This window comes from Tenacibaculum sp. TB-53 (assembly GCF_059716285.2).
The window spans coordinates 1,075,732-1,095,000 of the sequence record NZ_CM202790.1; the positions used below are offsets into that span (position 1 = coordinate 1,075,732).

The following is a 19,269-nucleotide window of genomic DNA, read 5'->3' on the forward strand; positions in this document are numbered from 1 at the left end:
GTAAAGTAAACTTTCTCTACATATTTACTAATTAATTTAAATTTCTAAGGTTACTTGCTCCATTTAAAACAACTAAAACAAACACATGAAACGATTATCATTCCTTTTCTTACTCTCTTTAACAATACTATCTTGTAAGCAAGAAAAGAAAGCCCCAAGAACTTTTGAAACTATTAAAACAACTAAAACAAACACATGAAACGATTATCATTCCTTTTCTTACTCTCTTTAACAATACTATCTTGTAAGCAAGAAAAGAAAGCCCCAAGAACTTTTGAAACTATTAAAATTACCGAGTTTAAACAAGATAGTACCAGTATTAGAGCTATACTAGCTATTAGTAACGATGAGTTAATTTTTGCAGGCTCTAAAGGAGATATTACAACAACAAAAAATGGTGGTAGAACATGGCAAACACAAAGTTTAAAGTATAACGATACTATTATACCGCACTTTAGAAGCATTGCTAAAAATGGTGAAAATATATTTGCCTTATCGGTAGCAAACCCAGCCTTACTATATAAAGGATATGAAAACAAATATGAATTGGTATATAAGGAAGAACACGAAAAGGTTTTTTACGACTGTATGCAATTCTTTGCCGATGGAAAACATGGTATTGCCGTTGGTGATCCTACAGAAGATTGTCCGTCTATTATTCTTACCTCAGACGGAGGAAATACGTGGACAAAACTACCTTGCTCACAGCTGCCTACTTTTGAAGAAGGAGAAGCCTTCTTTGCTGCTAGTAACACCAATATTGCTATTGTAAACAATACTGTTTGGATAGGTTCTGGAGGAACCAAAGCACGTATTTTAAAATCTACCGATTTTGGAAACACTTGGGAGATTTTTGACACTCCAATTGTACAAGGTGACGGACCACAAGGAATTTACTCTATTGATTTTTACGATGAAAACCATGGAATTGCTATTGGAGGAAACTACTCAAAACCGGAAGACAATAACGCTAATAAAGCAATTACTACCGATGGTGGTAAAACATGGACACTCGTAGCTAATAATACCAATCCTAATTACAAAAGCTGCGTACAGTATGTACCTAACACGAACGGAGAAGAAGTTTTTGCTGTTGGAAAAACCGGAATATCATTTTCTAACGATGGCGGGCACACTTGGAAACAAATAAGTAAGGAAAGCTACTATGCTATTCAGTTTATTGACAGTAATACAGCCTGGTTATCTGGTCATGAAAAGATTGGAAAACTAGTTCTTAACTAAACTATCTTAGGGCAAGTAAACAAAGAACTATAAGAAAACCCATTTTAAGTCTATTAAGTAAGCCTTGGTGGATTAAATTCTTGGCTATCACCCTGTGATTAATTCTTAATGTTTTGTTAAAAGGAATTCTTTTCCTTTTTAACTATCTATTTTTATAAGCTAATCAACTCAATATTAAATGAAAAAAATACTATTCTTACTCTTATCCCTGTGTATTAGTAGCTCTTTTGCACAAGAGTACTTTCCTACCAACACAGGAGTAAAGTCATCCAAAAACAGCGTGTATGCATTTACCAATGCTACTATTTATGTTACCCCTACCCAAGTAATAAAAAAAGGAACACTACTTATTAAAGACGGAAAAGTTGTTGCTGTAGGTAAATCCGTTAACATACCTAACGAAGCACAAGTAATTAACCTAGATGGGAAATCTATGTATCCTTCTTTTGTAGATGCTTATTCAACCTTTGGTATTGCAAAACCTAAACGTGAAAGTGGTCGTGGTAAAAGACCACAATACGATGCTGGTAGAAAAGGATATTACTGGAACGACCATATTCGTCCTGATGTAGACGCTGTTACTGAGTTTAACTTTGATGCTAAAAAAGCCAAAGAATTATTGTCTTTAGGCTTTGGTGCTGTTAATACACACGTAGCAGACGGTATAATGCGAGGTAACGGAATTTTAGTTGCTTTAAACCCTAACAGTTCTAATGCTTACAGAATATTAGACAAAGAATCAGGAAACTACTTATCGTTTTCTAAAAGTGCTAAATCACGTCAAAGCTACCCTACTTCACGTATGGGAGCCATGGCACTATTACGTCAAACATATTTAGATGCCGATTGGTATGCCAAAGGAAATGCAAAAAATACCGATTTAGCTTTAGAAGCTCTAAACAATAAAAAAGAGTTACCTCAAATATTTAATGCAGGTGGATATTTAGACAATATGCGTGCTGATAAAATTGGTGACGAATTTGGAATTCAATATACCATTGTAGGTGGTGGTAACGAATATGAAAGAATTAATGATATTAAAGCGACCAATGCTACGTACATTATTCCTATTAACTTTAGAAATGCTTACGATGTATCAAATCCATTTTTAGCAAATAAAATTGCGTTAAGCGATATGCGCTCTTGGAATCAAGAACCAGCAAATCCTTCAATTTTAGCAAAAAACAAGGTTCCTTTTGCGTTAACTACATACAAGTTAAAAAAGGCAAAAGAATTTAGTAGTAACCTTCAAAAGGCTATTACTTACGGATTAGATAAAACTACAGCTTTAGAAGCATTAACTACAGTGCCTGCCAAAATTTTAAAGAATGATAAAATAGGAAATTTGAAAGCTGGTAGTTATGCTAACTTCTTAATTACTTCTGGTGATATTTTTGACAAGCAAACTACTTTATATGAAAACTGGGTACAAGGTGATAAAAACACCATTAACTCAATGGATATTAAAGATATTACAGGTAAGTACACGTTAACAGTTAACGGAAAATCGTATGATATGACCATTACTGGTAAAGGAGCTAAACAAACAGCTGCTTTAAAAAGTGGAGATAAAAAGGTAAACAGTAAATCGTCTTTTAGCAACGACTGGTTACATATAGCTTTTAAAGATGGTGACAACTATACTCGCTTAACAGCATTTGTTAAAAACAAACAACAAATTACAGGTACAGCTACCGACAATAACGGAAATGAAAGTACATGGAATGCTACTTATACTGGAAAAGCTGATGCTAAAAAGAAAGGCGGCAAGAAAAAAGAAACTACTCCTGAAGTAGTAGCTGTTTCATACCCAAATATCGGATTAGGAAACCCTACAGCTCCACAAAAAGAGACTATTTTAATTAAAAATGCTACGGTTTGGACTTCTGAAAACAAGGAAGTACTAAACAATACCGATGTATTAATTAAAGATGGAAAAATAGCTAAAATAGGTACCAACTTATCTTCAAGAGGAGCTACAATTATTGACGGAACTGGTAAGTATGTAACCGCAGGTATTATTGATGAGCATTCACATATTGCTACTTCAGCAGTAAACGAATCAGGTCATAACTCAACAGCTGAGGTTACTATTGAAGATGTTATCAACCCTAACGATGTAAATATTTACAGAAACATTGCGGGTGGTGTTACTTCTATTCAAGTATTACACGGTTCTGCAAATCCAATCGGTGGACGTTCAGCAATTATCAAACTAAAATGGGGAGAGAATGCTGACGGAATGTTATACAACAACACACCTAAGTTTATCAAATTCGCCTTAGGTGAAAACGTAAAACAATCTAACTGGGGAGATTTAAATACCATTCGTTTCCCTCAAACACGTATGGGAGTTGAACAAGTATATATTGACTACTTCCAAAGAGCCAAAGAATACGATGCTAAAAAGAAAAGCGGACAGCCATATCGTAAGGATATTGAGTTAGAAACCTTAGCAGAAATTATTAATAAAGAACGTTTTATTTCTTGTCACTCTTACGTACAATCAGAAATTAATATGTTAATGAAAGTTGCAGAACAATTCAACTTTAACATTAATACGTTTACCCACATTTTAGAAGGATACAAACTAGCAGATAAAATGAAAGAACACGGAGTTGGCGGTTCTACTTTTGCTGACTGGTGGGCATATAAATACGAGGTTAACGACGCTATACCATACAACGCTGCTATTATGCACAACCAAGGTGTTACCGTTGCTATTAATTCTGATGATGCAGAAATGTCTCGTAGATTGAATCAAGAAGCTGCTAAATTGATTAAATATGGAGGTTTAAGCGAACAAGAAGCTTGGGCTACAGTTACTATCAATCCTGCTAAACTATTGCACTTAAACGACCGTACAGGTAGTATTAAAGAAGGTAAAGATGCAGATGTTGTAGTATGGAGCGGAAATCCACTTTCAGTATATTCTAAAGCAGAGAAAACAATTATTGACGGAGCTGTTTATTTTGATATTGAAAAAGACTTAGAAAAGCGTAAAGCTATTAAAGCAGAACGTGCTAAGCTAATCAATATGATGCTACAAGAGAAGATTAAAGGAGGTAAAACACAAGCTCCTAAAAAGAAAACTCAGAAATTATTTCACTGTGATACAGAATAAGAACTTAAAAACACACAACATGAAAATTAAATTAATATATAGTTTATTATGTTTCTTATTCTTAGGAAATATAATAGCGCAACAAACACCAGCACCCAAGCAAACTGAAGCTTATAGTATTGAAGGTGCTACAGCACATTTAGGAAACGGAGAAGTAATTGAAAACTCCTTAATCATGTTTTCTAACGGTAAAATAGCCCATGTAGGAAATGCTAATAGCAGAATTGCTCGTATGGGAACTGTTATTAATGCCAAAGGAAAACACGTATACCCAGGTTTTATTGCAGCAAACACCTCTTTAGGTTTAGCTGAAATTGATGCTGTACGTGCAACAAGAGACTTTGATGAGGTAGGTTCAATGCTACCACACATTCGTAGTATTATTGCCTATAATGCAGAAAGTAAAGTGGTAGAGACCATGCGTCCTAACGGAGTATTAATGGCACAAATTGCTCCACGTGGTGGTGTTATTTCAGGAACCTCTTCGGTAGTACAATTAGATGCTTGGAACTGGGAAGATGCGACTATTAAAACCGATGATGGTGTTCACATGAACTGGCCTCAGGTATTCTCTAGAGGTCGTTGGTGGATGGGTGAAGATCCTGGATTAAAGCCTAACAAAAACTATCAAAAAAGCATTGATAAGCTTACAAAATTTTTCGCCAATGCAAAAAGCTACCTAGCAGGTAACAAAACACCTAAAAACTTACCATACGAAGCTTTACAAGGCGTTTTAAACGGTACACAAAAAATGTTTGTACACGTATCAGGAGAAAAAGGAATTACTGATGCTGTAAATGTATGTAAAGAATTAGGAGTTAAAAATATCGTGATTGTTCGCGGACAAGAGGCTGAAAAAGTTGCTGACTTATTAAAAGCTAACAATGTACCTATTATTTTAGAACGTGCACACCGTTTGCCTAATGGTGAAGATGCAGATTATGACAGACCTTTTAGAGTTGCTAAGATATTAACCGATGCAGGTATTTTAGTTGGTTTGGGTATGGAAGGAGATATGGAACGTATGAGTACACGTAACTTGCCTTTTTATGCAGGAACGTATGCTGCTTACGGATTAAGTAAAGAAAAAGCTTTACAATTAATTACTCAAAACAATGCTAAAATTTTAGGTATTCACAACAACGTAGGAACCTTAGAAGTTGGTAAAGACGCTACCCTATTTATTTCTGAAGGTGATGCTTTAGATATGCGTACCAATATTTTAAAAGATGCTTTTATACAAGGTAGAAAAATTAGCCTAGAATCGCATCAAACAAAATTATGGAAGCGTTATGCTAATAAGTATAAAAATCAATAGAATGTCTTTCTAAACTAAGAGATAGCCACGTCATTATCATTCCTCGCTATGACAACAATTTTAACGTCATTCCGAGGAGTTTGTCGAGCCTTTCGACTTCGCTCAAGATAAACTTAAGTCGAAATAATGACGAAGGAATCTCTTCGATTTAATAAACTATTAAACATCATTCCGTAAAAAGAATGATGTTTTTTTATGCACGGATAATAGGCATACGTTACTGTATGGTAACTTCATACACCACTATATTATAACACTATACAGTAGTGTCGGGTGACTTCATACACTACTGTATGAAGCTTAATACAAACTAGTACATCCCATATTTTGGTTTTGTTTGAAGGTTCAAACAGTAGCATCTGGTGTTAAACAACAGTGATGTTTGGTGTTGGGCAACAGTACTGTTGTTTGCCTAACAACAGCAATAGCTAGTAATTATTCTTTTAGTAAGATGGTATTTTATTATAAAACAGAATAGTACTTTTGTATTCTGATATAATAGCAAATGAAACAGATTAGTAGTACACAAAACGCCTATATAAAAGAACTTTTAAAGCTTCAAGAGAAATCTAGAGAACGTAAGAAAAAAGGATTGTTTTTAGTAGAAGGACAACGTGAAATTTCGTTAGTTGTTAAAGGAGGTTATGAAATAGATACCCTGCTGTTTGTTGCTGATATGTTTACCGAAGAAAGTGTAAACAAAATTCTAAATAAGGCTGCTAATTGTATAGAAATAACAAAAGAAGTATACCAAAAGCTTGCCTATCGTGATACTACCGAGGGTATTATTGCTGTAGTGAAAGCTAAAAACTTCGATTTAGATTCTATTGAATTCAACACCACTACTCCACTCCTATTAGTTATGGAAGGTATTGAAAAACCAGGCAATATAGGTGCTATGTTACGTACCGCCGATGCTGCTAATGTGGATGCTGTTTTTATAGCCAATCCTAAAACGGATTTATTCAATCCTAATATCATACGTTCTAGTGTGGGGTGTGTATTTACCAATCAGATAGCTACAGGTACTTCTGAAGACATTATAGCGTACTTACAGGAGCACAACATTCATATTTACAGTGCTACCCTACAAAATTCAAACGAATACCATAAAAACGACTATACTAAGGCTACTGCTTTGGTAGTGGGTACAGAAGCTACAGGATTAACGCAAGTTTGGCGAGACCAAGCTACTCAGAATATCAACATCCCAATGCAAGGGGAAATAGATTCTATGAACGTATCGGTTGCCGCAGCCATCTTAACTTTTGAAGCGAAACGTCAACGTAATTTTATACAGTAAGCTTACTTATCAATATTGAAAACATCATTTTAACCGTACATTTTTGTACGGTTTTTTATTTTGTTTTATCTTGGCTAACGCTAATAAAAAAAGAATAAAATTGCTATAGACTTCTTTCCTAAACAAGTAAGCTTAGCAATAAATATAAAAGAACAGTAAAGTACTCTTATACTTCCCTTTTGGTTGTATAACGATGTATTTTATGCTTATATAAACAAGTTGTAAATAATTTAAAACAATGAGTACAAGAAAGAAATTAATTATATTATTATCGTTAACTTTAACATTAACAAGTTGTTCATCTATTAAAAAGACAAGTAGTTCTACCGATAAAGAAAAAATTTCTATAATCATAGAAAAGCCAAATGAAAATTATATTTGGAGGAAAGGACTATTAACATTAAATGTTAAAATTATAAATAACAGCAATTCTAAAATTACCATTGTTAAACCTTCTTCTGACCCTAATTTTCGACCAGGGAAATATTATGCTTCTATTGAGAATGAGTTTGAAGGAACATCTTGTATTTCAGAAGTAAGTTTTTATGATGAAGACCCACCGAAACATTATGCCTCTATTTCTGACTTTATAACCATTGAAGCAAACAGTGAAAAGTCTTTTGATTTTTCTAATGAACACTTAAATTATTGTGGTGAAAATTCTCAAAATTCAGATACTGCCTGTGTAAAAATTAAAATGTACGGAAACAAAACTAAATATGATGCGAACAGTGATTTTATATTAAATAATTATGCTGGTTATAGCATAGAAGAGAAGAACAAAATTATTGAGTTATACAACACACTACATACAGTAGATATTGAAAGTAATATTATATGTGTGAAAGTTAAGTAAAACTATTTACAACGATATATAACTGTAATTACGGCGGATTCTTAACTTACTTATAAGGACTAAAAAAACAAACTACTTTAAACCGTACATTTTTGTACGGTTTTTTATTTTGTTTTATCTTGGCTAACGCTTAATAAAAAGAATAAAATTGCTAATAACTTCCGTTTATCACCTGTAATACTCCGGATAAAAGTAGTTTTAGTTCTCTTATAACTAGTTACCCAACATTTGATGAGCAACCTGCTGAAAATAGAAATCATAGAAAATGACAAAGGAGGACACGAAGATTTAATCTTTGAAATTCCTGATTTAATAAGTCAACGGAAATTTGACACTTACTATTTTGCTTTAACAATTGAACCAAAAAGCGGAATAAAAGAAATTAAAAATGCTGTTGCGGAATTAATCGCTTCGTGGAATAAAAAACAGGCAGAAATGAAAAACGGACAAGTTATCTACCTACCTATTGATTTTTCAGACCAATATACTGGCTGTTTAAGAGTAGAAAAGAAAAACAACTTAAATTTGACATACGGGTTTTCAAAACGAGAAGGTTGGAATGTTAATCCAATAAATCCGACAGAATATTATGAATCAATAACTGACTTTAATACCGAAAAAGAAAAGTCATTAACTGTAAATCAACCGGAATTTGAAAAGTGTTTGACTAAATTGATTAAAAAACTAAAATTGGAATGAAAAAACGTTGGGTAACAATATATAAGCACAATTACGGTGGATCTAACTACAACTTAATCCACTCGGAATTGCAAAAGCCTGTGTAAAACAGTAATTTTAACGAAAATCAAATCTGTAACTGACAGCCATATAGAACAATTGTAGGCAGTTATGAACAACCAAACCCAATGAATGAATATTTAGTAATTACTTTAATATTTCTGGTTTATTTCTCTCCTGTTTTCTATCAATTATATCTTGCTATAAAGGAAAATAAAGGAGGAAATACAATTTCGCTAAAAAAGTTTAAAAAATTCTTGAAGTATAGTGTTATGGTTATCATTCCGGTAATAATCGGTTTTGGAATTTTAAGCCATACGAACTATCTGAATTATGAAAAACCATTGACTTTTGACAAATACGAACAGATTACCTTTGAAAATTTCAGAGGTCTTGAGTTTTTCAAAAAATCACTTTACGGCAATGAAAGGTTTGCATACGTTGTTACCTCAATAGAAAGCGAAATTGATGATAAGACTGTAACTATCCAATCAATTTTTCACCCTTCACGTTCATTTGTTTATAAGAAGAATACGAATAGTAAAGAATTGTTAACGCACGAAAAATACCATATTAAAATAACCGAACTGTTCGCAAGAAAAGCGAAAGAAAAAATATCTAAACTAAATAAGTTTAATGAAAAAAAAATCGAGGTAATAATTAGACAAGCTGAACAAGACGAAAGAAATTTCCAAAGACAATATGATTATGACACTTTTCATAGTTACGTTTTCAACGAACAAAAGAAATATGAAAAAGAAGTTGACAGTTTGTTAAATTTGCTCACTGAATATAAAGAACCCAAAATAGAATTTAATGATTAAAATTAGAATTATCCTTTTTGCTATAATCAGCATAACACTTACTAATTGCAATACTGAAAAACACAAATTTCCACTTGACAAACGCTATTGGGACCTAAATGACTACGATGATGCAGTTTTAGAACTTAATTATGGATATGAAGCAGATGAAAAACTACCAACTTTTGACGACCCACAAACAAGAATAATCGTAGAAAAACTAACTGACCAACAGAATTTCAATATTGTACTTGATGACAATGAATTAGGATTAAAACATAGAAACAACGTTGCAGAAAAGTTCTTCAATGAATGGAAAAATATGAATAACATCTACGATGCACTTGACAGAAAAGACCAGTATCTATATGACAAAGAAATGCTTGCTGTTTGGCACTTTGGTTTAGAACTTCAACTAAAATATTTCAAATTAGGAAATGACCAAATTAAGGAAAATGCAGACGACCCAAATTCATCAAGAGTAAAGAACAATATTAACTCAAACATTAAAACACTAATAAACAACTATCTAATTTATTTAGACGAGATAAATAACGAAAAGGCATTTACAGAAAGTGGAAAAGATAAACTTGCTGATGGAATTGACAAATACTTTCCAGCCTTGATTGAACTTTATCCAAATGCAAATTACAACGGAATGAAAAACAAAACGGAATTGATGTTAAAAAAAGCTGAATCGGACAAAATTAAAGCGTCGTTAAATAATTTAATTAAATTGATTGACTCGAAAAGCAAAAAAGAATCTCAATTCTAATAAAGTTTAAAACTGTACTAAACTATATATAATTACAATTACGGTATACTCATAACTTACCTATAAGGGATAAAAAACAAGCTACTTTAAACCGTACATTTTTGTGCAGTTTTTTATTTTGTTTTATCTTGGTTACATTAATAAAAAAAGAATAAAAATTGCTAAAAACTTCCTTTTTTTATTTACTAAACAAGAAAGCTTAGCAACAAAAATAAAGAATAGTAAAAGTAGTATTCTTACACCTCCTTTTAAGTTGTATAACGATGTATTTTACATCTATATAAACAAGTTGTAGGTAATGTAAAAAATCAGCCGCACATTAGGCACATTTAGTTTTTGCCAACACAAAGCCAACGCTGAAAAAACCAAAAGAGCCTAATTTTTGCCACCGAACGGACAGCAATACAATAAATGAAAGCAGAACTCGAAATAAAAGACAAAACCAGACAAACCGAAGGATTAAAAATTGCTCCGTTCAGACGGCACATTAGAAAAACATCTCCACACAAACACAACAGTTATTTTGAAATTATCTATCTGACTAAAGGAAAAGGTTCCCACACTATTGACACCAAAGAATATGAAATAAAACCACCTGTTATTTTCACAATCCGTAAAGAGCAGGTACATTTTTGGGACATCAAAACAGAACCCAAAGGCTTTGTACTCATCATCAAAAAATCCTTTATCGACAACTGTTTGGACAAAGATATCAAACGCCTGATTTCAGAATTGAGTGCACAAACTTGTCTTTTTCCCAAAGACAATATTGCAATTGACATTTTCAACATTTTACTAAACGAACATCAAGAAAATAAAAAGCTAAATCAACCAATAATAGACGGACTGTTAAAAGCACTTTTGGCAAAATTTCTTGAATCGGCAACACCAAAAACTTTTAAAAACGGTAACAGTACAATCTTTCAAAAATTCACTGCCCTTTTGAGCAAAGAAGATGGACTCAAAAATAAGGTAAACCATTATGCCAAATTGTTAAACACCACTGCGCAAAACCTAAATGCAACTTGCAGAAAAGAAACAGGAAAATCTTCTGCTGAGATACTTTCAGAACACATTATCAATGAAGCAAAAAGGCTTTTGCTTTACACAGACATTACTGTAAGCGAGATTGCCCACAGACTTGATTTCAAGGACAATTCCCATTTTTCAAAATACTTCAAACGACACGTTGACCAAACTCCAGTGGGCTTTAGAAACAACAACAGATAAATACCATTCTTTTTTCAAATAGACCACATTATTGGTTATGTGTTGTATAATTTTACAGCATTAAAATCACAAAATATGAAATGGTCAATATCAATTATCGCTTTGCTTTTGTTTAGTTCTTGTGGAAACAATCAAGAGCAAAATGCCCAAGGCAAATGGATAAAAGGAACGGGACAGAAAAAAATAGAAACCATTGAAAACCAATTCAGGGGTTTTGATATGGCAATGGTGGAAACAGGCTACCGCTATCAGGAACTCTATTGGGCAGGACAAGATGAGAATTGGGAATATGCCAACTATCAAATAGAAAAAATCCGTAAAGCGATTGAGCGTGGTTTGGAAAGAAGACCCAAACGTGCAAAATCCGCAGAGCATTTCTTAACCGTAACACTTACAGAAATGCAAAAAGCACTTGAAAAAAGAGATACGGTGGTATTCAACAATAACTTCCAAATGCTGACTAACAGTTGTATCAGTTGCCACGCAATGGAAAAAGCACCTCATTTTACAGTAAAGAAACCTCTTTACAGACAATCACCTATTAGGAAGCAATGATAGAACTTATCAAACAGTTCGATATTGATATTCTGTTATGGTTAAATGGTAATCACAATAAATTTTGGGATGATATAATGTGGTTTGCTACCAGTAAATTTACTTGGTTACCGTTTTATTTTCTACTGACATTACTGCTTATATGGAAGTATAAAAAGAACTCTACCCTAATGATTTTGTTAATTGTCTTGCTCATAACTATTAGCGACCAGTTAGCTTCAGGACTTTTTAAACCACTTTTCGAAAGATTGAGACCAAGTCATAATCCTTATTTAGCAGGACAACTTCATTTTGTAAATGACTATAAAGGAGGAAAGTTTGGCTTTATTTCATCTCACGCAGCTAATGTATTTTCATTAGCGTTCTACTTGACTTTAGTAGCCCAGAACAAGCTAAAATGGTTACCATTTATACTTATTCCTTGGGCTATTTTTGTAAGTGTCAGTAGAGTTTACCTTGGTGTTCATTATCCAATGGATATAATAGTACCAGCTATTTTAAGCCTACCTATCGCTTGGACAGTAGCTCGAATTTACAAAGCATATAATCCTATTTTGATTGAAAAAATAACTTGAAATGTTTCAAAAAATAATTAGTTCAGACCATTCTAAAACCACCATCATCATACGCTTAATGGTCGGTGCAGTTTTCCTTTCAGAAGGCATTCAAAAATTTATGTATCCCGCTACTCGTGGTGCAGGAAGGTTTGTTAAAATGGGTTTTCCAAACCCGGAGTTTTTCGGAAATTTTGTTAGTGTATTTGAAATAGCTTGTGGCATTCTTTTACTGATGGGGCTATTGACACGGGGAGCTTCTTTAGCAATGCTTATCAATATGACGGTTGCCATTGTCGTAACTAAAATTCCCATTGCCTTTGGAGAGAGTTTTGGGCCATTCAACCTTCGGGAACTAAACAGTTATGGATTTTGGAGTATGACTCACGAAATGCGTACCGATTTTGCTATGTGGTTTGGAAGTTTGTTTTTGCTTATCAAAGGGGCAGGAAAATGGTCGTTTGATAATTATTTTCAAAGTAAGAAATGGGCAAACAGATAGAAGCGGATATTTTTTTACTGCGCTTGATTCATAATAATCGAATTGAACTATTCGACTCAACGTTACTTTGGATTTCAAAAACGGCCTATCTCATAGCAATCGGTATTATTTTTTGTTTAGGATGGTTTGTCTTTTTCAAGAAATCGGAAAATGCAAAAGACATTTTTTTGAAATTACTCCTTATGCTTTCAACTGCAACGCTAATTGTTATTTCATTAAAATATGCTATACACAGAACAAGACCTTTTGATTTGTATGGTGACATAGTAAATTTATCAATAGCAAATAGTCCATCTTTCCCCTCAGGACATACTGTTATAGCATTTATATTATCTTTCGTCTTGCTATTTTCAAACCTAAAAAGACTTTACTATTTACCTGTTTTAGTTTGGGCGTTATTAGTAGCTTATTCCAGATTGGCTTTAGGAGTTCATTTCCCAACAGATGTTATAATATCAATAATTATAGCATTTGTTGTTACTATAATATTTAAAAATTTTACTATAACAAAATGGAAACAAAAGGTACTTTAATAGAAGTCGCAAAACTCTTTTTCAAATTAGGTAGCATTGCTTTTGGCGGTCCTGCGGCTCATATCGCAATGATGGAAGATGAAGTCGTGAAAAAAAGAAAATGGATGAGCCAACAGCATTTTCTTGATTTGGTGGGTGCGACCAATATTATTCCCGGCCCCAACTCAACCGAAATGACAATGCACTGCGGACACGAAAGAGCAGGTTGGAAAGGATTGATAGTTGCAGGTGTTTGTTTTGTTTTTCCTGCGGTTGTCATCACAATGTTTTTTGCTTGGCTTTATCAACAATACGGACAATTCCCAAAAGTTGAACCTTTCATTTATGGAATAAAGCCAGCAGTAATTGCCATTATTCTCGGGGCAGTTTACCGCCTTGGAAAAAAAGCACTCAAAAATGTGGAACTCGGAATTTTAGGAACATTAACGTTGATTGCCTGTTTGCTTGGAGTACACGAAATTTTGGCGTTGTTTGCTTGCGGATTTCTCGGTTTAGTTTGGCATTTCATCTGCAACTCTAAAAACAATCTGAACAGTTTCACTCCACTTGTTTTATTACAGGTAACAGCATCAACGAGTACCTTAAAAATTCTTTGGACTTTTTTTAAAGTCGGTGCACTACTCTATGGAAGCGGATATGTTCTATTTGCTTATTTAGATGCAGAATTGGTCAGTACAGGATTGCTGACACGACAAAAATTAATTGATGCCGTTGCAGTTGGACAATTTACGCCAGGACCTGTTTTATCAACGGCAACATTTATCGGTTGGCAATTAGGTGGATTTTGGGGAGCAATAGCAGCGACTGTTGGGATTTTCCTTCCTTCTTTCATTTTTGTTGCTATTCTGAATCCACTCATTCCAAAAATGCGGAAATCGAAAATTATTGCAGCATTTTTAGACGCTGTTAACATTGCGGCAGTTGCCGTAATTGTAGCCGTTTGTGTAGAAATGGGAAAAGACACTTTGACCGATTGGCGAACAATTTTAATTGCAGTATTGAGCATAATTGCTGTTTTTGTCTTTAAGAAAATGAACAGTGCATTTATTGTTATTGGTGGAGCATTGGTAGGTTACCTATTGACATTGATATAGAAAAGCCAACTCTAGACAGCCACACACATTGCCAAGCCTCTCATTATCAATCACACAATCCCAAGCTTGTCAATAAGTGTGTCTGCCCCCAAAACACGGACGAAAAAGAAAGCACTACCTACAACATTGTATAAGCGTAATGCGGGCTGAATGGCTAAAATTGAGTATTTTGGCACCTATCAAAGCCTGGTGCATGCGGACAATAAATCGCTCCAAAGTCCCGCACTATGCTTATACGAAACCGTTTTGCACAATTAAAACCAAATTATGGCAATCACTGACAAATTTAATAACTATGCAATTGCCGAAGTAATAAAAGCTTACTTAATAGATGGACAAAGCCATAGAAATATCCAAAGAGAGATTCTAAATTTACCTGCACCAGCCAGAGGTGGTGGATTTGTAATTATGGAATTATTACATCGTTATAATATTCGTGAAGATAAGTAAGATCTTTTGACTAAAAAATCGATTTCCGAATTAAATACAACTAACGGATTTAGAGTTTAAAAAAGCATTACAAATAATTGAGGAACTGAATCTTGTAGAGGATAGAGGAATATTTTATAAAAAACCAGGAAATAAATAAGAAAAATAATCCGACTGAAACGAAGAATAAAGTAAAAGTCAGATTTTATCAAAATAAACTAAGGGAAATTGTTTTGGACAATTACAATTCAACTTGTGCTGTTTGCTAAATAAATACGATTTTCTTTTGTGTTTTGCAAGATAAGATGTTTGACAAAGGTTATTTCTCTTTAGACTCTGAATATAGAATAATATTTGGGCCAAAATCCGACAAACAAATAAAGAAATTTTTGACTGATTTAGAATTTAAAAAACCGAAAATTAATGAACCTGATATATCATTTTTAGAATATCACTATAATGAAATATGTAAATAACTGTGCACAATAATATATAACCACAATTACGGCGAATTCGACTACATCCGAATCCTCTCGCTATTACGAGCGTCAGCTCTAAACCAAAATTTAACGCATATTAACCCGTAACTGACTGTTATACGAAACCGTTGTAACACATTTAACCAAACTAATGAAAATAGGAATTTTAATAATAATTATAATCTTAATTTTGGTTATTGGATTTTTAATTTTGAGAAATAAAACAAATAATTCTGAAAATACTATGACTGAATTTGTTCGACTTGATTCTGAATCTGAATCTACTCAACATCTTCCTTTATTGCCTGAAAATTGGATTTCTGAAATTGAGCAAAAATGGAATGATAAAAAATGGGGAGTTTATGACAATGAACATTATGACATTTGTGAGAAAATTTGCAATGACATTTACGCAACAAATAAATATTGGGAAAAGAATCAAACTCACGCTAATTTTCTAAAAGAGCTGACTAAAGAACAGAGAATTTATTTCACTCTAATAAACTTTGAATCTCAAGTCAACAACGGAGGAGTTTACCAATTTCTGTTTAATTACCCAGAATTGTCAATACTCGCATTAGAAGGAATGCAAGCAACTGGAATGGAAAAATTGTCTACGGATTATGAAATAGTTTTGAATGAATACTTTGGCAAGTTCGATACAATCCAAGATTTATATTCAAAGTTTCAGAATAATAAAAGTGATTGGAATAAACGATTTACAGCATTCGAAAAAGGATACAAAGAACTTCCTTCTGCCGAAGGAATTGAAGATTATTTTTACGAGGAAAGTTTTATCAAAACATATCAGCAAGACTTGACGAAATACGTAAAAGCGAATAGAAATAAATTTTATAGAGCAAAATAAAAAAACGTATTACAACAATGACTATAAATGATTACTTTTTCTCCCCTATTTCTGAAAATCTATGTGGATTTTTAGTTTTATGCGTACTTACAAATTTATCATTATATAAAACTATTAATTATGGTAAAAACCCTTATTACTAATTAAAAAACATGATTAATTCAAAAGATAACATTTACATTATTAGTTATAACAAATCTCGCTGATGATTTCGTTCTGCTGAGGAAAGTCAGCATTTCTACAGTAACATTTCTTCTTTTATAATTATAAAAATAACGGGCAAAGGATTAAAAACTACGAGATACAGCAATCCTAAAAATAAGATCAAAAAAAAACCTCAATCTTTAAAAGATTGAGGCTTGATAAAGAAAGGCAACGACCTACTCTCCCACCTGTGGCAGTACCATCGGCGCTAATGGGCTTAACTTCTCTGTTCGGAATGGTAAGAGGTGAGCCCCATTGCGATAATCACCTTAAATCGTTTCAGTATATTTCAACTGTAAAAGTTAACATATTAGTAAAATCATATCCTAAATTCATCAAAGAGTTTGCTCCCGGCCACTAGGACCGGGATACGTACATAAGCCTATGGGTTATTAGTACTACTCAGCTACATACATTACTGCACTTACACTTATAGCCTATCAACGTGGTGATCTTCCACGACCCTTTAAAGAAATCTCATCTTGTGGTGGGTTTCGCGCTTATATGCTTTCAGCGCTTATCCCTTCCCGACGTAGCTACTCTGCAGTGCCCCTGGCGAGACAACAGATACACTAGAGGTCAGTCCAACTCGGTCCTCTCGTACTAAAGTCAGATCCACTCAAATTTCTAACGCCCACAGCAGATAGAGACCGAACTGTCTCACGACGTTCTGAACCCAGCTCGCGTGCCACTTTAATGGGCGAACAGCCCAACCCTTGGGACCTTCTCCAGCCCCAGGATGTGACGAGCCGACATCGAGGTGCCAAACCCCCCCGTCGATGTGAGCTCTTGGGGGAGATCAGCCTGTTATCCCCGGAGTACCTTTTATCCTTTGAGCGATGGCCCTTCCATGCGGAACCACCGGATCACTATGCTCTACTTTCGTACCTGATCGACCTGTATGTCTCTCAGTCAAGCTCCCTTATGCCATTGCACTCTACGCACGGTTACCAAGCGTGCTGAGGGAACCTTTAGAAGCCTCCGTTACTCTTTTGGAGGCGACCACCCCAGTCAAACTACCCACCACGCACTGTTCTCATTGCTGAGTTAGGCTCTAGATAAGCAAAGGGTGGTATTTCAAGGATGACTCCACAACGCCTAGCGACGCCGCTTCAAAGTCTCCCACCTATCCTACACATTACTTATCCAAAGTCAATACGAAGCTATAGTAAAGGTTCACGGGGTCTTTTCGTCCCGCTGCGGGTAATCGGCATCTTCACCGATACTACAATTTCACCGAGCTCATGGCTGAGACAGTATCCAGATCGTTGCACCATTCGTGCAGGTCGGAACTTACCCGACAAGGAATTTCGCTACCTTAGGACCGTTATAGTTACGGCCGCCGTTTACTGGGGCTTCATTTGATTGCGTCGCCGAAGCTAACAACTCCACTTAACCTTCCAGCACCGGGCAGGTGTCAGGCCTTATACATCATCTTTCAATTTAGCAAAGCCCTGTGTTTTTGATAAACAGTCGCCTGGATCTTTTCACTGCGGCCAACATTGCTGTTGGCGACTCTTCTCCCGAAGTTACGAGTCTATTTTGCCTAGTTCCTTAGCCATGAATCTCTCGAGCACCTTAGAATTCTCATCCCAACTACCTGTGTCGGTTTACGGTACGGGTTCTTATAACCTGAAGCTTAGAGGTTTTTCTTGGAAGTTTTTAGGCACACTATCCACGCATCCGAAGACTTGTGGTACTATCACACTTCAGCTAAACCAGCGGATTTGCCTACCAGTCTAATACCTAAATGTTTCAACGAACTATTCCGTCAGTTCGCGGTGCTTTCAGTACTCCGTCACCCCATCGCAATTATAAGAAGTACAGGAATATTAACCTGTTGTCCATCGACTACTCCCTTCGGATTCGCCTTAGGTCCCGACTAACCCTCAGCTGATTAGCATCGCTGAGGAAACCTTAGTCTTTCGGTGAGGGGGTTTCTCGCCCCCTTTATCGTTACTTATGCCTACATTTTCTTTTCTATACGTTCCAGCATGCCTCACAGCACACCTTCAGCACATATAGAATGCTCCCCTACCACTTTTAAAAGTCCATAGCTTCGGTAATATGTTTATGCCCGATTATTATCCATGCTCGACCGCTCGACTAGTGAGCTGTTACGCACTCTTTAAATGAATGGCTGCTTCCAAGCCAACATCCTAGCTGTCTGGGCAGTCAAACCTCGTTTTTTCAACTTAACATATATTTGGGGACCTTAGCTGATGGTCTGGGTTCTTTCCCTCTCGGACATGGACCTTAGCACCCATGCCCTCACTGCTGAAAAACATTTTATAGCATTCGGAGTTTGTCAGGAATTGGTAGGCGGTGAAGCCCCCGCATCCAATCAGTAGCTCTACCTCTATAAAACTTTTATTCAACGCTGCACCTAAATGCATTTCGGGGAGTACGAGCTATTTCCGAGTTTGATTGGCCTTTCACCCCTACCCACAGGTCATCCAAAGACTTTTCAACGTCAACTGGTTCGGTCCTCCACTGTGTGTTACCACAGCTTCAACCTGCCCATGGGTAGATCACTCGGTTTCGCGTCTACTACTACTAACTATAATCGCCCTATTCAGACTCGCTTTCGCTTCGGCTCCAGACCTTAAATCTTTAACCTTGCTAGCAACAGTAACTCGTAGGCTCATTATGCAAAAGGCAC

16 protein-coding genes and 2 rRNA genes (1 of these 18 only partly in view) are annotated in these 19,269 nt (G+C 35.0%); 16 read left to right on the forward strand and 2 right to left on the reverse strand.

All coding sequences use genetic code 11. The features are described from left to right. The first annotated feature begins 195 nt into the window (after window positions 1-195). The 16 genes from AC3VJB_RS04900 (at window position 196) to AC3VJB_RS04975 (ending at window position 16,403) form a co-directional block, all read left to right on the forward strand. On the forward strand, window positions 196-1,242 hold the full coding sequence (locus tag AC3VJB_RS04900) for a WD40/YVTN/BNR-like repeat-containing protein (protein WP_497666830.1): 1,047 nt from the start codon (window positions 196-198) through the stop codon (window positions 1,240-1,242). A gap of 178 nt (window positions 1,243-1,420) precedes the next feature. Next, complete coding sequence (locus AC3VJB_RS04905) at window positions 1,421-4,366, forward strand: amidohydrolase family protein (RefSeq protein WP_497666831.1); 2,946 nt, start codon at window positions 1,421-1,423, stop codon at window positions 4,364-4,366. 19 nt (window positions 4,367-4,385) lie between these two features. Beyond that, window positions 4,386-5,684, forward strand: a complete 1,299-nt coding sequence (locus tag AC3VJB_RS04910; RefSeq protein ID WP_497666832.1) for an amidohydrolase family protein — start codon at window positions 4,386-4,388, stop codon at window positions 5,682-5,684. A 505-nt stretch (window positions 5,685-6,189) separates the two neighbouring features. Next, entirely contained in the window at window positions 6,190-6,987 is a 798-nt protein-coding gene (locus tag AC3VJB_RS04915; RefSeq protein ID WP_159490974.1) for a TrmH family RNA methyltransferase, read from the forward strand. A gap of 238 nt (window positions 6,988-7,225) precedes the next feature. Next, window positions 7,226-7,843, forward strand: a complete 618-nt coding sequence (locus AC3VJB_RS04920; protein ID WP_159490972.1) for a hypothetical protein — start codon at window positions 7,226-7,228, stop codon at window positions 7,841-7,843. Between the two features lie 231 nt (window positions 7,844-8,074). Further along, the gene (locus tag AC3VJB_RS04925) at window positions 8,075-8,542 is read left to right on the forward strand and encodes a hypothetical protein (protein WP_159490970.1); all 468 of its coding nucleotides are present in this window, start codon (window positions 8,075-8,077) and stop codon (window positions 8,540-8,542) included. 167 nt (window positions 8,543-8,709) lie between these two features. Next, a complete protein-coding gene (locus AC3VJB_RS04930; RefSeq protein ID WP_159490968.1) occupies window positions 8,710-9,405 on the forward strand; it encodes a hypothetical protein in 696 nt (231 codons plus the stop codon). Next, window positions 9,398-10,159: a hypothetical protein gene (locus AC3VJB_RS04935; protein ID WP_159490966.1), complete on the forward strand. Its 762-nt coding sequence runs from the start codon at window positions 9,398-9,400 to the stop codon at window positions 10,157-10,159. Before AC3VJB_RS04930 ends, AC3VJB_RS04935 begins: the two co-directional genes overlap by 8 nt. Window positions 10,160-10,570: 411 nt before the next feature. Then, the gene (locus AC3VJB_RS04940) at window positions 10,571-11,389 is read left to right on the forward strand and encodes an AraC family transcriptional regulator (RefSeq protein ID WP_159490964.1); all 819 of its coding nucleotides are present in this window, start codon (window positions 10,571-10,573) and stop codon (window positions 11,387-11,389) included. Window positions 11,390-11,464: 75 nt separating this feature from the next. Beyond that, complete coding sequence (locus tag AC3VJB_RS04945) at window positions 11,465-11,944, forward strand: hypothetical protein (RefSeq protein WP_159490962.1); 480 nt, start codon at window positions 11,465-11,467, stop codon at window positions 11,942-11,944. Continuing rightward, a complete protein-coding gene (locus tag AC3VJB_RS04950; protein ID WP_497666833.1) occupies window positions 11,941-12,519 on the forward strand; it encodes a phosphatase PAP2 family protein in 579 nt (192 codons plus the stop codon). Before AC3VJB_RS04945 ends, AC3VJB_RS04950 begins: the two co-directional genes overlap by 4 nt. A 1-nt stretch (window position 12,520) precedes the next feature. Next, window positions 12,521-13,000, forward strand: a complete 480-nt coding sequence (locus tag AC3VJB_RS04955; protein WP_159490960.1) for a DoxX family protein — start codon at window positions 12,521-12,523, stop codon at window positions 12,998-13,000. Further along, window positions 12,985-13,533, forward strand: a complete 549-nt coding sequence (locus tag AC3VJB_RS04960; protein ID WP_159490958.1) for a phosphatase PAP2 family protein — start codon at window positions 12,985-12,987, stop codon at window positions 13,531-13,533. Before AC3VJB_RS04955 ends, AC3VJB_RS04960 begins: the two co-directional genes overlap by 16 nt. Beyond that, window positions 13,512-14,627: a chromate efflux transporter gene (gene chrA / locus AC3VJB_RS04965; protein ID WP_159490956.1), complete on the forward strand. Its 1,116-nt coding sequence runs from the start codon at window positions 13,512-13,514 to the stop codon at window positions 14,625-14,627. The genes AC3VJB_RS04960 and chrA overlap by 22 nt, the downstream gene beginning before the upstream one ends. Window positions 14,628-14,894: 267 nt before the next feature. Further along, window positions 14,895-15,077, forward strand: a complete 183-nt coding sequence (locus AC3VJB_RS04970) for a hypothetical protein (protein WP_159490954.1) — start codon at window positions 14,895-14,897, stop codon at window positions 15,075-15,077. Window positions 15,078-15,686: 609 nt separating this feature from the next. Beyond that, window positions 15,687-16,403 carry a DMP19 family protein gene (locus AC3VJB_RS04975; protein ID WP_497666834.1) on the forward strand — a complete coding sequence of 239 codons (717 nt, stop codon included), beginning with the start codon at window positions 15,687-15,689 and terminating at the stop codon, window positions 16,401-16,403. 367 nt (window positions 16,404-16,770) lie between these two features. Here AC3VJB_RS04975 and rrf read toward each other — a convergent pair. Beyond that, window positions 16,771-16,879: ribosomal RNA gene (gene rrf / locus AC3VJB_RS04980) — 5S ribosomal RNA — on the reverse strand. A gap of 100 nt (window positions 16,880-16,979) precedes the next feature. Further along, a 23S ribosomal RNA gene (locus AC3VJB_RS04985) occupies window positions 16,980-19,269 on the reverse strand; it runs 583 nt beyond the window's last position.

Coding starts and splice junctions, on each gene's coding strand:
- AC3VJB_RS04900 (WP_497666830.1), top strand. CDS start 196: ATGAAACGATTATCATTCCTTTTCTTACTCTCTTTAACAATACTATCT.
- AC3VJB_RS04905 (WP_497666831.1), top strand. CDS start 1,421: ATGAAAAAAATACTATTCTTACTCTTATCCCTGTGTATTAGTAGCTCT.
- AC3VJB_RS04910 (WP_497666832.1), top strand. CDS start 4,386: ATGAAAATTAAATTAATATATAGTTTATTATGTTTCTTATTCTTAGGA.
- AC3VJB_RS04915 (WP_159490974.1), top strand. CDS start 6,190: ATGAAACAGATTAGTAGTACACAAAACGCCTATATAAAAGAACTTTTA.
- AC3VJB_RS04920 (WP_159490972.1), top strand. CDS start 7,226: ATGAGTACAAGAAAGAAATTAATTATATTATTATCGTTAACTTTAACA.
- AC3VJB_RS04925 (WP_159490970.1), top strand. CDS start 8,075: ATGAGCAACCTGCTGAAAATAGAAATCATAGAAAATGACAAAGGAGGA.
- AC3VJB_RS04930 (WP_159490968.1), top strand. CDS start 8,710: ATGAATGAATATTTAGTAATTACTTTAATATTTCTGGTTTATTTCTCT.
- AC3VJB_RS04935 (WP_159490966.1), top strand. CDS start 9,398: ATGATTAAAATTAGAATTATCCTTTTTGCTATAATCAGCATAACACTT.
- AC3VJB_RS04940 (WP_159490964.1), top strand. CDS start 10,571: ATGAAAGCAGAACTCGAAATAAAAGACAAAACCAGACAAACCGAAGGA.
- AC3VJB_RS04945 (WP_159490962.1), top strand. CDS start 11,465: ATGAAATGGTCAATATCAATTATCGCTTTGCTTTTGTTTAGTTCTTGT.
- AC3VJB_RS04950 (WP_497666833.1), top strand. CDS start 11,941: ATGATAGAACTTATCAAACAGTTCGATATTGATATTCTGTTATGGTTA.
- AC3VJB_RS04955 (WP_159490960.1), top strand. CDS start 12,521: ATGTTTCAAAAAATAATTAGTTCAGACCATTCTAAAACCACCATCATC.
- AC3VJB_RS04960 (WP_159490958.1), top strand. CDS start 12,985: ATGGGCAAACAGATAGAAGCGGATATTTTTTTACTGCGCTTGATTCAT.
- chrA (WP_159490956.1), top strand. CDS start 13,512: ATGGAAACAAAAGGTACTTTAATAGAAGTCGCAAAACTCTTTTTCAAA.
- AC3VJB_RS04970 (WP_159490954.1), top strand. CDS start 14,895: ATGGCAATCACTGACAAATTTAATAACTATGCAATTGCCGAAGTAATA.
- AC3VJB_RS04975 (WP_497666834.1), top strand. CDS start 15,687: ATGAAAATAGGAATTTTAATAATAATTATAATCTTAATTTTGGTTATT.